General features: G+C 66.4%; 11 protein-coding genes. 5 read left to right on the top strand and 6 right to left on the bottom strand.

Annotation, left to right across the window (positions count from 1 at the left end; genetic code table 11):
- On the top strand, window positions 1-2,604 hold a 2,604-nt coding region (locus VGK20_01995), incomplete at its 5' end, for an Ig-like domain-containing protein (GenBank protein HEY2772803.1).
- Between the two features lie 257 nt (window positions 2,605-2,861).
- The gene (locus VGK20_01990) at window positions 2,862-3,320 is read left to right on the top strand and encodes a hypothetical protein (GenBank protein ID HEY2772802.1); all 459 of its coding nucleotides are present in this window, start codon (window positions 2,862-2,864) and stop codon (window positions 3,318-3,320) included.
- Window positions 3,321-3,436: 116 nt separating this feature from the next.
- Here the strand turns inward: VGK20_01990 and VGK20_01985 are convergent, their stop codons facing one another.
- Both VGK20_01985 and VGK20_01980 read right to left on the bottom strand, forming a co-directional pair.
- The gene (locus VGK20_01985) at window positions 3,437-4,378 is read right to left on the bottom strand and encodes an aldose 1-epimerase (protein HEY2772801.1); all 942 of its coding nucleotides are present in this window, start codon (window positions 4,376-4,378) and stop codon (window positions 3,437-3,439) included.
- A 238-nt stretch (window positions 4,379-4,616) separates the two neighbouring features.
- Window positions 4,617-6,569, bottom strand: coding sequence for a right-handed parallel beta-helix repeat-containing protein (locus tag VGK20_01980; protein ID HEY2772800.1), 1,953 nt, complete (start codon window positions 6,567-6,569; stop codon window positions 4,617-4,619).
- Between the two features lie 120 nt (window positions 6,570-6,689).
- On the opposite strand from VGK20_01980, the gene VGK20_01975 reads away from it, so the two are divergent.
- Window positions 6,690-7,787 (top strand): pyridoxal-phosphate dependent enzyme, encoded by a 1,098-nt coding sequence (locus tag VGK20_01975; protein HEY2772799.1) that lies wholly within the window; start codon window positions 6,690-6,692, stop codon window positions 7,785-7,787.
- 1 nt (window position 7,788) lies between these two features.
- Here VGK20_01975 and VGK20_01970 read toward each other — a convergent pair whose 3' ends face one another.
- The 3 genes from VGK20_01970 to VGK20_01960 form a co-directional block, all read right to left on the bottom strand.
- On the bottom strand, window positions 7,789-8,430 hold the full coding sequence (locus tag VGK20_01970) for a helix-turn-helix transcriptional regulator (protein ID HEY2772798.1): 642 nt from the start codon (window positions 8,428-8,430) through the stop codon (window positions 7,789-7,791).
- Between the two features lie 12 nt (window positions 8,431-8,442).
- Window positions 8,443-9,384 (bottom strand): patatin-like phospholipase family protein, encoded by a 942-nt coding sequence (locus tag VGK20_01965; protein ID HEY2772797.1) that lies wholly within the window; start codon window positions 9,382-9,384, stop codon window positions 8,443-8,445.
- Between the two features lie 102 nt (window positions 9,385-9,486).
- The gene (locus VGK20_01960) at window positions 9,487-9,891 is read right to left on the bottom strand and encodes an Hsp20/alpha crystallin family protein (GenBank protein HEY2772796.1); all 405 of its coding nucleotides are present in this window, start codon (window positions 9,889-9,891) and stop codon (window positions 9,487-9,489) included.
- Window positions 9,892-10,190: 299 nt separating this feature from the next.
- Here VGK20_01960 and VGK20_01955 point away from each other — a divergent pair, with 299 nt between their 5' ends.
- Window positions 10,191-10,586, top strand: coding sequence for a nuclear transport factor 2 family protein (locus VGK20_01955; protein HEY2772795.1), 396 nt, complete (start codon window positions 10,191-10,193; stop codon window positions 10,584-10,586).
- A gap of 213 nt (window positions 10,587-10,799) precedes the next feature.
- Window positions 10,800-12,161 carry an ATP-binding protein gene (locus tag VGK20_01950; GenBank protein ID HEY2772794.1) on the top strand — a complete coding sequence of 454 codons (1,362 nt, stop codon included), beginning with the start codon at window positions 10,800-10,802 and terminating at the stop codon, window positions 12,159-12,161.
- Between the two features lie 14 nt (window positions 12,162-12,175).
- Here VGK20_01950 and VGK20_01945 read toward each other — a convergent pair whose 3' ends face one another.
- The gene (locus tag VGK20_01945; protein ID HEY2772793.1) at window positions 12,176-13,327 is read right to left on the bottom strand and encodes an SGNH/GDSL hydrolase family protein; all 1,152 of its coding nucleotides are present in this window, start codon (window positions 13,325-13,327) and stop codon (window positions 12,176-12,178) included.
- Between the last annotated feature and the right edge of the window lie 6 nt (window positions 13,328-13,333).

The following is a 13,333-nucleotide window of genomic DNA, read 5'->3' as shown; positions in this document are numbered from 1 at the left end:
ACTGGCGCCGACCTTCCCGCATGGTCCCGCCTTCCCGCCACCATCGTCTGTGCCCCGTATCCGTCGGGCGCCCTGATCGGCGAGCGCGACGCCCACAACGGCACCATCATCGTTCCGCCCGATGAGCGCAGCGGCGTTGCGCCGTCCGATATCGCCGCGTTTCGCTGGAGCGGCTCCTCGTTCGACGAGATTCCCGTGCAAGTCGACGAGGTGATGCCGTACTGCCTCTCGAACATCAATTCGTCGTTCGGGATCTATTCCGGCACCGACAAGGAGATGACGTACGCGTGGGACGTCGAGAGCTGGAAGAAGACGGCCGGCACCTGCACCACCGACTACCCGCCCGGAGAGACCGCGACACCCGATCCGGTTCCCACTCTCGATGACGACGACGAGATCGTCTTCATGGCCTCCGATGCGGGGCCGGCAGCGCCGGCCGGTGTGTCGATGCCGCCCGACGTGCAGGACTCCGTCGCCGTTGCCGTCATCGATCCGCTCGCACCGACGACTCCGAAGTTCGTCTATCTCGCGCTTCGATCCGGCGGGTCTTCGTTCCACGCCGACAACGGAATGGTCTCCTACCAGCGCGACGCGAACGCCGACCAGTGGATCGACCGTTATTTCTTCGCCGATGACGATCCGCAGAAAATCGGCACGAGCAACACCGGCTACGGACCCAACCTGTCGGGACCGGTCTGCGACCCGAACACCGGCGAGCGCTTGTCCACCGACCGTTTCCCCCGCGACGGCGTCACCGTGAGCACCGCGAGCTACCAGTGGCGCGCCACCGGCCGCTGGCTCGTGCGCGAGATGCACGTGGCCAAGCCGGACCAGCCCGGCGTCTACGGAGCGGACCTCATCGATCGCTGGAAAGGCCGGGCGTTCCAGCAGTCGCCGGATTCGACGATTTCGGTCGTCGGCTTCGAGGACGAGCAGGTGAACTGGGAGGCGAACTCTTCGCTGCTCGGCGAGAAGACGGGCCCGGTGCGGGCGATCCGCGAAGTCTGGGGCGCCGATTCGGGCACCAACGTCACCAAGACCGAGTCCTTCTACCGCGACGCGATCACGTACCGTTACCACGTGCGCGTGCACCCGATTCCGCCCGACGGCCTGTACACGTCGTGGGACTACAACGCCGGAGTGGCCGCCAAGTATTACAACACGCTGAAGCCCGACGGTGTCGACATCGACGGCGTCAACGACGACACCGGCAACATCGACGCCATCGATGGAATGCCGGCGTTCTTCGACATTCCCGATCCGAGCTTCAACGTGCCGTCGGCGATCCTCAACTGGGAGGAAGTCTCCGGCGTGGCCGACACGGGCTCGCTCGTCTACATCATCGAGCTCAAGGGCGCGACGTCTCTCGTCAACTCCGCGGTGGTTCCCTACTACCGCGACGATGCGTGCCTCGACGACGGCACCGGTGACGACCCGGTGCAGCGTCCGTGGCCCGGCGAGTCGAGCACCGACCCGCGCGTGACGGCGGGATATTCGGCCGAAAACGGCGGTACTCCTTACGACCAGCTGACGTGCCGCCAGCGCCAGGGAGCCTGGGGAACCCACGGCGTGCACTATTTCGTCACCGGCGACTCGGACAACCTGTTCTCGCCGGAGCCGACCGACGAAATCGACGCGATGCAGTGGCAGTTCGCGGCGCCGACTTCGCAGCCGACCAACGTCGGCGAGAGATACGCGAACAACGTGCGCATCCCGCTGCAGGTCGTCGCGGTGCCGATGAAGTCGCTGCCGGCCGGTGCGCCGCCGCAGGCTTCGTCTTCGTCGGCGACGGTGGTCGAGAACGGATCGGTGGGTGTGACGCTGTCGGGCGCTGACTACGACACCTGTGAGCTGACGTTCCGGATCGTCACAGCGCCGGCGTCGGGGCAGCTCGGCGCGATTTCCGACAGCGCGTGCACGCCGGGCATGCCCGATACCGACACGGCGACGGTCGTCTACACGCCGAATCCCGGCTTTACCGGCAGCGATTCGTTCACGTACGCCGTAAGCGACGGCACCACCGAATCGCAGCCTGCCACCGTGACGATCAGCGTAACGCCTCCTCCTCCGCCGTGCTCGAGCGGCCCGCGCAGCGACTGCCGCGGCTCCGTGGCCGCCGGCAAAGGCCAGCTCTCGCTCGCGGACGAGGACGACAATTCCCAGGATTCGCTGGCGTGGAAATGGTCGGCCGGCGAGCAGACGACGATCGCCGACTTCGGCGATCCTGCCAACGCCACGAGCTACGAGCTTTGCGTGTACGATTCGACGAACACGGCGATTGCAGCGGTAGTTTACGCGCCCGCCGATGATTGCGGCTCGAAGTCGTGCTGGCGAGCGGCGAAGACCGGCTACAGTTACAATCATCACGTCGACTCCAGCGACGGCACGACGAGCAGCGCGAGGCTGCTCTTGCGTGCCGGTGACGACGGCAAGGCAAAAATCACCGCGTCGGCGACGGCGGGACTGCTGCACATCGGCGGACTGCCGGCTAAAGAGCCGCTCGTCGTCCAGCTTCGCGCCAGTGGCGGCAACTGCTGGCAATCGACGTTCAGCGCTCCCGCAAAGGCGTCGGACCCGCACACGTTCGAGGGTCGCGCCGACTGAGTGACAATGCGCCCTCGCGCACGCGGTTGCGCGATGTTTCTGCCCCCGCATGCGTGAGACGGCCGCCGCATTCCGGCTCGCGTCCTTGCTGATCCTTCCTGCCCCTTCCTCAATGGGAAGCGCCCGGGCTTACCCGGGCGGGTTGGGCCGGCGTTGCTTTCGACCGCTGCGAAGCACGTTGTGCTCACGCCCCGTTGAACGCGAAACGCATGCGCCGAAGGGTGGCGTGCGATCCGCGTAAAACGAAGGAGAGCGTAATGCCGAGAAAAAGCGACATCGACCGCAACACGAAGCTCGTTGCCATCGCGTTCGGCGCGGTCGGAGTGGCCGCACTGCTCGCCGCGCAACTGCTGCTGCCGATAACGGCGCGAGCCGCGAGCGTCGGCGCCGACGCGGCGGTCAACGCCGACTGCGTGGAGAGTTGCATGACGGCCCTTCACACGTGCCTGGCCGACGCGCACTCCGCGTTCGTCGACTGCTCCACCACGCAGAACTGCCTGACGCTGGCGGCGTCCGCCAAGCTCGCCTGCGCCGGCGACAAGAGCTCATCGATCTGCCTCGAGGCCCGGGCCCAGTTCCAGAGCTGCATCAAGCCCTGCCGCACCGCACTGCGCCAGGACGTGCGCACCTGCCAGAACCTCGCCCTCACCTGCCTCCACGACTCCTGCAACCTCGCCGACCTGCCACCCCAGTGCCGCGCACCAATGACAGAGTAGTTATGGGGTCAGGCACCAGAGGAATGGGGTCAGGCACCAGAGGAATGGGGTCAGGCACCAGAGGAATGGGGTCAGGCACCAGAGGAATGGTGCCTGACCCCATTACTCCCCAGGTATCAATGCATGCGGATCGTGAAGGTCGCTTCGAAGCGGTCCCCGTGCGGGGCCACCCCGAGGTCGAGGTGGTCGCTGACCAGCGCGTTGGCGGGTGCCGTCATCGGCTCGATTGCCAGGAAATCCGATCCTGACGGCGCGAAGAGCTGCACGAAGGGATAGCCGCGGCCGAGCTCGACTTCGATTCGCCGCCGGCCGCCTTCGATCGCGAACACGCCCGGCGAGACAATCGACGTGAAGCAGTCGTCCCACGCACGCTCGCCGAGGGGAGCCGTCTCGATCTCCACCGTTTCGGTGCGTCCCGTCGGTATCGACATGGCATCGAGGATCAGGTGCTTTCGAACGGGAAGAGTGACCACCCAGTCCTCGCGCTGCACTGCAGGGATGCGAAAGTACGGGTGATATCCGAACGATACCGGCACCGAGCGTTCGGAAGTCGGCGTCAGCACCGTGGAGATCGTGAGCTCCCCGTCGCGCACCCGCACGTGCATCTGCAGCAGATGAGGAAAAGGAAAATTCGCGAGCAGATCGGACGACGAGAAATCGAACCGCGCATCGAGCGCCGCGGCATTGTCGGTAGTCGATTCGGTAACGCTCCATGGCGTGCGCCCCGACAGCAGGCCGTGAATCGGCAGCCCGTTGGCGTCGCGCGGGATCGTGTGCCTGTCGTCAACGAGCGCGACGTGCTGGCCGCCGATGCGGTAGTGGTTGCCCGCCAGGCGGTTTGCCCACGGGTGCAGCAGCGGAATGCCGCAGGTCTTGCGGCTGTCGGCATAAGCCTGGACGCCCGCTCGAAGATGCAGCAGCTCCTCGCCGTCGAACTCGAGCGAACAGCCGAGCATGTTGAGCGATGGTATGAAGGCGGCACGCAGTCTCGCGTCGGGCGACACGAGCGTCACAGAGGCAAAGCCGGCGTGGCTGGTGTTCAGGATCGTCGCAGTCATGGTGCGCGAGCTCCTTTCCCGCGATGTTCACCTCCCCGCTATGCGCCGGTCGGCCAAGGCGTCCGGATCTCACCGCGCCGGCGCGACGCGACGACCGCGACAGCCCTCGCGGCGACCGCGGCGCGGGCGCGGGTTTTCCTCGCGCCGGTGCCGGAGCCCGGCGCGTGCGAGCCCCTGCACCAAGGGCTAGCGCAGCGCGGCCTTTGGTTCCAGTCCGCGTCGGCGCAAGGGGGTGAGGTCAGCGACAGCTCAGCAGGCTGCTGCTGCCGCTGCAGGCCGGCGACGCATCGGAGGGCCCGTTCCAGTCGAGCAGCGCACATTCGTCACTGTCGCCGAGCACCAATGTCGTGCGCACCGACGCCGGATCCGGAAGCGTTGCCGATCCCGCGCTCTTGCCCTTGATCGTCACGCGCAGCAGCCCGTCCTGGACGCTGCTGCGATCCTTGACGACGGCCTTTGTGATGCCTGCGACAGCGCCGGTCGCATCCGTGTAAGACCACGCGGTTGCCGCGCTGTTGGTCTTCCACGCGGCGCCGCCCGGCAACGTCGCATCGAGAAGTCCGGGGCCGGCCGGCGAATCGACGATCATGCGGATGCCGTTGGCCGCAGGGTTGACGCCTGTCCACGGTTTCGGGATCAGCGCCTGCGCGCCGAGCTTGAACGAGAACGGAGTGGCGCGCGCCTTCATGCGCGCACCGGTGAGATCGATGCCGCTCGTGCAGATCGAAGGGTTGACGCACGCGCAGCTGTCGCAGACCTTCCCGCCGCCGCAATCGGCATTGGTCTCGCACTGCTCGCTGCCGCAGACGACCATGTCGCCGCAGACCGGGGTGGCCGGCGCGCAGGTGCATCCGAGGCACGTCGTGCAAGGGTCGGAGCATGCAGGCAGAGACGGCTCGCCACAGACCTCGCCTGCGTCCACGTTCCCGTCGCCGCAGTCCGGGAGTTGGGCCTCGTAGGCCCCCATGTCGTAACCGCTGCCGACCGGCCGCGGGTCTCCGGCGATGTCACTGTTCGGCGCGTCCGTCGATGTTCCGGAGTCGATGGCGGGAGCATTCGGCAGCAGGTGAAAGTCCGAGGTGGGATCGAAGAAATTCTGGTCCGGCGTGGCAAGGAACGAGTGCGCGTCGTAGCCCTGCATTTTCCAGGCGGCAAAGTCGATGACCGTGTTCATGTTGTCGTCGATGGTGAAGCGGTCCATCAACGAATTGTAGTCCGACGAGAAGCCGCTCGTGCTCGTCGTGTCGATCGCGATCACGCCGTGGAAGGAATGGTAGTTGTAAAGAATGTTGTTGCGCAGCGTCGCGCCGGTCGAGCCGGTGTTGATGTTGATGCACCAGCGCGAGTCGGATGCGTTGAGGATCGTGTTGTTGACGATGACGTCGTTGGTCGAACCGTGCGCAGCGTCGATCTTGTAGGCGCTGATCCCGCTCGCATGGTTGTCGTAGAGCAGGTTGTTGCGGATCGTGCTGTCGATCACCCCGTCCATGTTGATGCCGGAGCCGCCGCCGGCGCCGTTGCCATGGATCACGTTGTCCTCGATCAGCGCGTCGTGGATGAGGCCGTCGCCGGGTTTCTCGGAGAAGTCGCCGTTCATGTGGATGCCGGCGGCATGGTTGTCGTGGACATGGTTGCCGCGGATCGTGATGCGCGAGCTGCTGTTGGACGTGTAGATGCCGTGCTGGGTCTGCGACGTGTAGGTCTCGTTGTTCTCGATCAGCAGGTCGTCGACGAAACCGGTGAAGATGCCCCAGGTGCCGTTATGCCCGCAGTGGCAGTTGCGCACGGTGATGTGGTTCGAGACGGCCGAGCGGATCCCGGCGCGAGTCCTGTCGTTGACGATGAACCCGTCGATGGTGATGTAGGCGGCATTCTCGATGTTGATGCCGTCGGGGGTCTTGTCGTTGTCGGCGACGATCGCGACGCTGTTTCCGTCGGCCAGGAACGAGATCGGATCTGCGGCGTCGGCGACGACGCGCACGTCGAATCCGGTGTAATTGCCGTTGGCCACGTGCACCGTGTCGCCGGGAGCGACGGTGTCGGCGGCATGCTGGAGCGTCAGCCAGGAAGTTCCCGGCGACAGGCCGTCGTGCGTGTCGTTGCCGGTGGTCGCGACGTAGTATGTCGAAGCGAAAGCCGGCGCGGCGCAGAAGACGGCCGCGGCCAGCAGGGCGAGCGCAGTGCGTGTCATGACGGGTCCCCCAGAGTCCGGCGACGAGTGTGGCGGCAGGCGCGGTCTTGGCGCAAGAGCCGTTCGTCGTGATTGGGCGGCGGCCCCCGCCGCGTGGACGGTCCCCTCGAGGGGACGGCGATGATTCCGCAGCCGCGACGCCCTCTTTTCGAGCGCTTTTCGCGTGTTCAGGAACGCCTGGCCCACCTCGCGCTGGCCGATCTGCCGACGCCGGTGCGCACGATGACGGCGGTCGCGGACAGGGTGGGGGCCGGCGGGCTCTGGCTGAAGGACGACGGCCCGAGCAGCGCCCGTTACGGCGGAAACAAGGTCCGCAAGCTCGAGTTCCTGCTCGGCGACGCGTTGTCGCGACGCGCCCGCGCCGTGATGACGTTCGGATACGCCGGATCCAACCACGCGACGGCGACGGCGATTCACGCGGCATCTGTCGGCGTGCGCAGCATCTCGATGCTGCTGCCGCAGCACAACGCGGCCTACCTGCGAAGCAACCTGCTGGTGAGCGCAGCGGTTGGCGCCGACATCCACGAATTCGGATCCCGCGCTGCGCTCGTCGCCGGAACCGTGCTGGCGCTGGCGCGAGGCCTGGTGCGTGACGGACGTCTTCCTTACGTGATCGCGCCCGGCGGCTCGTCGCCGCTCGGCACGATCGGCTTCGTCAATGCCGCATTCGAGCTCGACGAGCAGGTGAGTGCGGGCCTGCTGCCACGACCCGCAGTGATCTACGCTGCCGGCGGCAGTCTCGGCACCGTCGTCGGCCTCGGCATCGGCCTGGCGGTGCTCGGTTGGCCGACGCGAATCCATGCGGTGCGCGTCGTCGATGAGCAGTTCGTCAATCCTCGCGTCGCCGGCGTGTTATGGAGGAAGACGATCGCGTTGCTTCGCGACGCCGACCCGTCGTTTCCCGACATCGCCGCCCCCGCGGATCGAATTGTTTTTCGCAGCGAATTCTTCGGCGGGCTCTACGCGCTCGAAACGTCCGAAGGAAAAGAGGCGGCGGCGATCGCTGCAGAGGACGGCCTCTCGCTCGACCTCACGTACACGTCCAAGACCCTGGCCTGCCTGCTGGCCGATGCACGGGCGGGAAGACTTGCCGCTCCCGCGCTGTTCTGGAGCACATGCAACAGCAGCGATATCGGAGGACTTGCCGCACAGGCCACCACGGGTGATCTTCGGCCGCGACTGCGGCGTTACTTCGATACGACAATGCGGAGCGACTGACTCACGACTTGTGCTCGTACTCGGCCGCGATGGCGACAATGCTGTCGAGCGCCGCTTTCGTGAAGGTGAGGACCTGCTCGAAGGATTCGTCGCCGAGGTCGCGCGCTTCGTCGTTGCCTCGCAGCAGGTTGACGAACTGGCGTTCTCTCTCGATTTGCAGCGGCAGGCGTCCGGCTCCCCAGTCCTCGAGGAATTTCGCAACTGCCGGGTTGCTCGTCCGCGTCAGCTTGAGGATGGCGGGCAGAGGGTCGTTGCGCGCGACGATCGCGGCAAGACGGAGCACGAGGTCGAATGACAGCGTCTGGGTGCCGGCCTCGACGGCTTCGAGGTACGACGAATCGCGCAGTTCCAGGGCGCGCGCGAGATCCGAAATCGTCAGGCCGGCAAGCTCGCGCAGCTCCCGAACGTAGTTGCCCGCTTCGCGGGCCAGCTTGCCGGGATGCGCCGGTCCCGACAGCAGCGGTTCCAGGCCGAGTGGATCGCCGGTGACCTTCAGGAAGAACCGGATCGCGCCGCCTGCGGCATCACCCGTCATCGCGGCCAGGCCTGACAGCATCGTCAACTCGCCGGAAGCCTGGGGATCCGGTTTCTTGTGGCGCGGCTTCTTCTTCTTTCCGTGGTGTCCCTGGTGCTTGTCCGCCATGCGCCGAGCGTTTCAGATCGAGCGCGGTCTTGCCAGCGCGGAGCTGATCCAGTGGCGGATCGGATGCTCGCGGGCACGGCGAGCCTCTTCGATCGCGGCGAGGATCTGCGGCATCGCGGCTAGTGCCGCCTGGCGACCGCTCTCGATGGCCTCGGCGCTGCGGCGCAGCTGGAACAGGCCGATGTTCTCCATTTCCAGGAACAGCGCCTGGTCGGGCGGATCGACACGCAGGCGCGCCGCAGCGATGTGGGACTGCACGACAGCGCTGCCCTTGGAGAGCACGTCCAGCACGCCGAGGTGATCGGCAGTGGCTGCATCTGCCAGCGTTCCGTCCTGTCCGGCGGCTTCGGCGACATCGACGTCGCCGGCAAGTGCGGTCGCGGCGCCGTCCTCCCCGTGCCCCGGAATCCTGAGCACGCTGACCGCGAGCACGAAATCCGCGCCGAGTGCGCGCGCGACACTGACGGGGATGGGATTGGAGAGGCCGCCGTCGACGAGAAAGCGCCCGTCGATTCGATGAGGGCGAAAGACGCCGGGAATCGCGATGCTCGCGCGAACGGCGTCGTAGACCGGACCGCGGTCGAGGATCACTTCCGCGCCGCTTTCGAGATCGGTGGCGACAGCGGCAAACGCAGTCGGCAGGTTCTCGATGTCGTCGCCGATGTACGGAGCGATCAGGTCCATCCCGCGACGTCCGCCGAGAAGACCGCCGCCGGAAAGAATCAGATCGAACAGGCCGAGGTAACGACCCCGGCTGAGCGACGCCATTGCTTCGTGCAGGTCACGAAGGTGACCGGCCGCGGCCGACGCGCCGACGATGGCGCCGGCACTGGTACCGGCAATGCAGTCGATCGCGATTCCCGCGTCGAGCAGCTGCTCCAGGACCCCGATGCACGACAGCGCCGCGGCGCCGCCACCGCCGAGCGCCACGCCAATGCGGAGATCCCGGCTCATCGTATTCCTTCGTTGCCCACCCCGCTCGCGATGCCGCAAACGAGGAGAGCGGCGTTGCACCAGTGGTGGACGCCGCTCTTCCCGATTCTAAGTCGCCTGCCTTCAGTGAACGACGGGAATCCTCTTCGCGCCGACTTTCTCGGGTGCTTTCATCGTGATTTCGAGCACCCCATCCTTGCAGGACGCCTTGATGGCGTCCGAATCCACGTCCCACGGCAGCGAGATCGTCCGCTCGAACGCTCCGTACAGCACCTCGCGGTAGGAACGGCCGCCCGTTTCTTCCTCGCGCGTGTTCCTGCGCTCGCCCTTGACGGTGAGCCGGTCACCCTCGACCGAGATGTCGAGAGAATCCGGGTCGATTCCGGGCACGTCCACCCGGACCACCATCTCGCCGTCCCTCAGGAAGGACTCGATGGGGGGAATCCAGCGTCCCGTCGTCCCGCCCGCGAGCCAGTCGTTGCGAGGTCCGAAGAAGCGACCGAGCAGGTCGTCGAACTCGCGGTGCACTGGGGAAAAGTTCCGCGACGGCACTTTGTTGATCAACGCTCTCATTACCGAAAACCTCCTGGAATAGTTTTTCTCTCCACGAGAAACGTAAGTACGCAGGGCAGTCGCGCAAGGGGCCTCGCCCGCTCGTTGCGTTTTTTTTCGGGGCGGCGGCCACGGCACGCGAAGGCGCAACGACCATCGGTCGCGGGCGCGTCGTCGATACCGGTCATCGCGTAAAAGGGCTGGCATCAGCGCGGCGCGGGCGGCAGCCTGCCTTCTCGCGGTGCGGCACGAGTCGCACTTCGGCGAGGGGAGCCATGAACGAACATCCCAATGCGCTGCTGGTGCGCGAAATGTTCCGCGCGTTTCGCGAAGCAGACCTGGCGGCGATCGAGCGCGCGGTGCCCGTCGACGCGGTGTGGGAGTTTCCCGGACGGCACGGCAAACTCGCAGGACGTCACGAAGGCAGGACGGCGATTCTCGGGTTTCTCGCCCAGGTGATGTCGCTCACCGACGGCACGTTCCATCTCGAGCTCGACGACGTCGTCGCCGGCGACCGCCATGCCGTCGCGCTGTTCCGCGGCCGCGGGCGCCGCGGAGCCAGGCAGCTCGACAATCCGACTGCGCTCGTGATCTCGATCGAAGGCGGACGCATCGCCGGCATTCGCGAGTTCGTCTGGAACCTTTTCGAGGTCGACGAATTCTGGAGCTGAACGCGGGGCGCACCGCGTCGCGACCTCTGCAACGGCCGTTCGGCGTTCTGCTGTCACCGCAGCGCCGGCGCCCGATCGGTCGCGCGCCCGTCCGATCATTTCGTGTCCACGGGCGCTGGCCCGGCCATTTTTTACGTCCCTCCAAAGGATGAAATTCTCGTTGCTCTGGAGGTGGCGAAGGGGGAGATTAACGCCTCGGGGGGTTCAGGCACCATGGCGGCAGGGGACGCGCCAGAGGTCCGGGACGCGGACATCGAACGGGAAGTCGATGCGCAGAGGGCGCAGACGATTACCGTGCGGCTTCGTCTGCTGATCGCGGCCACGATCGGAATCGTACTGATGTTCCTGCTGACGAATCCGCCTGCGAAGGCGGGCTCGGCGCTGCCGTTCGTCACGCTTCGCCTCGGTGCCCTCGCGAGCCTGTCGGGATTCTTCGCACTCACGTACTGGCGCCGCTTCCGGGCGATCCAGCTTCCGTCGGCCATGGTGCTGGCCATGGCGGTAGCCGGCCTCTCGTCGGTCGGCGGCATCCTGCGTCACGACGTTGCCGTCGCAGCGACGCTCCACATCATCCTGATGTTGATGATGTCGGCGGTGCTGCCGTGGGGCGTCCTCTACCAGGCGGTGCTCGGCGTCCTGTGCGCGCTGTGGATGGCGCTCATCGTTCGTACGCTCGGAGTGCCGTCGCCGGAAGAAACCAGCGTGCTCATCCTGATCAACCAGTTCTCGGCGACGCTGCTGTCGCTGTTCGTGGCCCAGCAGACCCGCTCCGCTTTCGATCGCGGCGCTCGCGAGAACCTCCGGCTCCGGATCGCCGAGGAACGCAACCGCCTGCTCAACGAGCAACTCGAAGCCAAGGTGCGCATCCGCACGGCCGAGCTGGAGGATGCCCTGGCCGACCAGCGCGCAGTGGCCCGTGCGATTTCCCACGATCTTCGCCAGCCGCTGCGCCACATCGAAGGCTATGCGAGCCTGCTCGAGGAAGACCTCGGCGACGCGCTCGGCACCGATAACCGCGACCGGCTCGAGCGCGTGCGCACCGCGACTTCGCGCATGTGGCGCATGGTCGATTCGCTGCTCGTCCTGTCGCGTATTTCGGTGCGCGCCGTCGAGCGGCGCAGTTTCGACATCAGCGACTGCGCCGCCGAGATCGGCGACGAGCTGGGGCGCGGAGAGCCGGTCCGGCGCGTCGAGTTCCGCATTACGCCGGGGCTCATCGAGGACTGCGACCGCGAGCTGATGCGCATCCTGATGCGCGAGCTGCTCGCCAACGCGTGGAAGTTCACGCGCACGCGTGCCAGCAGCACGATCGAAGTTGGCCGCAACGGGTCGGGGTACTTCGTGCGCGACAACGGCACCGGTTTCGAGATGCAGCATTCGCGGCGCATGTTCCGCGCCTTCGAGCGGCTGCATCACACGGCAGAATTCGAAGGAGAGGGAATGGGCCTGGCGATCTGCGACCGCATCGTGCGCCGCCACGGCGGACGCATCTGGGCCGAGAGCGAGCCGGAAGAGGGTGCGACGTTCTACTTCACGCTGCACGGCGACGAGAACGGTGCGCCGGCTGGTGCCTGACCCCGATCGACCGGCTAGCGCGCCGCTGCGGCCGCATCCATCGCGGCCAGCGCGTCGACGACGCGGCTGACGCCGAGCGGCGACCAGTGTGCATGGTCGACGTACAGCGCCAACGGCGCGAACTGCGACAGGCCGCGCTTGCGTTCCGCTGCCGTGATGTCGACGAAGTCGAGCACGCCGAACCCTTTCGCGCGGGCCAGCGCCATGACCCGCGTGCGCTGCTCGAGGAACGTCGGCCATGCGAAGTGGTCATGCCCGCGCACGCGCATGACCTCGGGCACCGTATTGTAGACGAGCGGCGAGACGATCAGAGTGACCTGGGAGACGCCTTCGCGTTTTCGATACTCGTCGAGCCAGTTCGTCAGGTCCGCGGGGTCGGAGTGAGCGCCGCCCTGGTCGAAATCGTTCTCGCAAAGCACGTACACGACGCGATCGATGTGGCCGTGGTAGCGCGACGCGGCGCGGTCGAGTGCGCACGTGATGTCGGGGGCCGCCGCGCGCGCGATGCCGAGGTTGACGTAGCGCCGCGAGGAATCGCGCGCCTGCATCTGCGAGGCCAGCGTCTCGGCGTCGTCGATCATCAGCCCGTTGGCGACGCTGTCTCCGGCGATCAGCACGACCGGCGCGGCATCGACCTTCGGGACTGTCGTCCTTTCGCCGGCTTCGTTGGTCGTGTGATGGACGATGCGGAACGCGTAGCGGTCGAAAAACGCCTGCAGCTGCGGCGGCAGCTGGCGGTCGTCGTCGACGAAGAAGCTCATCTGGTCGAACGGATTGAACAGGTTCGTTCGAAGATAGCCGACCTTCTTGTGGATGTTCGGCTTCTGCTCGAGGCAGGGGCCTTTCTCGCTGTTGACGGACGCCGCTTCGGTCTTCAGCGCAGAGAACGGCGAGTTTCCAAGCCCGACACCGTTCTCCTTCATCGCGCCGAGCAGCGGTTCGATCTGGTCCATGCGCACGATCATCTGGGACGCAGGATCGTGAGGATTCGCGGCGGGCGCAGGTCGCGGGCCGCCGAAACGCTGCTGCAGCGCGTAGAGCAGGCTGTTTTCGGCCTGGGCGCCGGAGAACTCGATGTGGATGCCTTCGGCGAGCAGCCACGGAAGGACAGTCGCAAGGACGACGGCCAGAATCGGGAACCACGCCCGGGCGCGCGGTGACGGCATGGCACG

It is taken from the genome of Candidatus Binatia bacterium (assembly GCA_036493895.1).
Classification (GTDB): Bacteria; Desulfobacterota; Binatia; order UBA1149; family CAITLU01; genus DATNBU01.
Note: the sequence above shows the minus strand (reverse complement) of the source record. Positions and strands in the feature narration are given on the sequence as shown.

What these genes read in the sequence shown, in the direction of transcription:
- VGK20_01990 (HEY2772802.1), top strand. Translation starts at nt 2,862, where the DNA reads ATGCCGAGAAAAAGCGACATCGACCGCAACACGAAGCTCGTTGCCATC.
- VGK20_01985 (HEY2772801.1), bottom strand. Translation starts at nt 4,378, where the DNA reads ATGACTGCGACGATCCTGAACACCAGCCACGCCGGCTTTGCCTCTGTG.
- VGK20_01980 (HEY2772800.1), bottom strand. Translation starts at nt 6,569, where the DNA reads ATGACACGCACTGCGCTCGCCCTGCTGGCCGCGGCCGTCTTCTGCGCC.
- VGK20_01975 (HEY2772799.1), top strand. Translation starts at nt 6,690, where the DNA reads ATGATTCCGCAGCCGCGACGCCCTCTTTTCGAGCGCTTTTCGCGTGTT.
- VGK20_01970 (HEY2772798.1), bottom strand. Translation starts at nt 8,430, where the DNA reads ATGGCGGACAAGCACCAGGGACACCACGGAAAGAAGAAGAAGCCGCGC.
- VGK20_01965 (HEY2772797.1), bottom strand. Translation starts at nt 9,384, where the DNA reads ATGAGCCGGGATCTCCGCATTGGCGTGGCGCTCGGCGGTGGCGGCGCC.
- VGK20_01955 (HEY2772795.1), top strand. Translation starts at nt 10,191, where the DNA reads ATGAACGAACATCCCAATGCGCTGCTGGTGCGCGAAATGTTCCGCGCG.
- VGK20_01950 (HEY2772794.1), top strand. Translation starts at nt 10,800, where the DNA reads ATGGCGGCAGGGGACGCGCCAGAGGTCCGGGACGCGGACATCGAACGG.
- VGK20_01945 (HEY2772793.1), bottom strand. Translation starts at nt 13,327, where the DNA reads ATGCCGTCACCGCGCGCCCGGGCGTGGTTCCCGATTCTGGCCGTCGTC.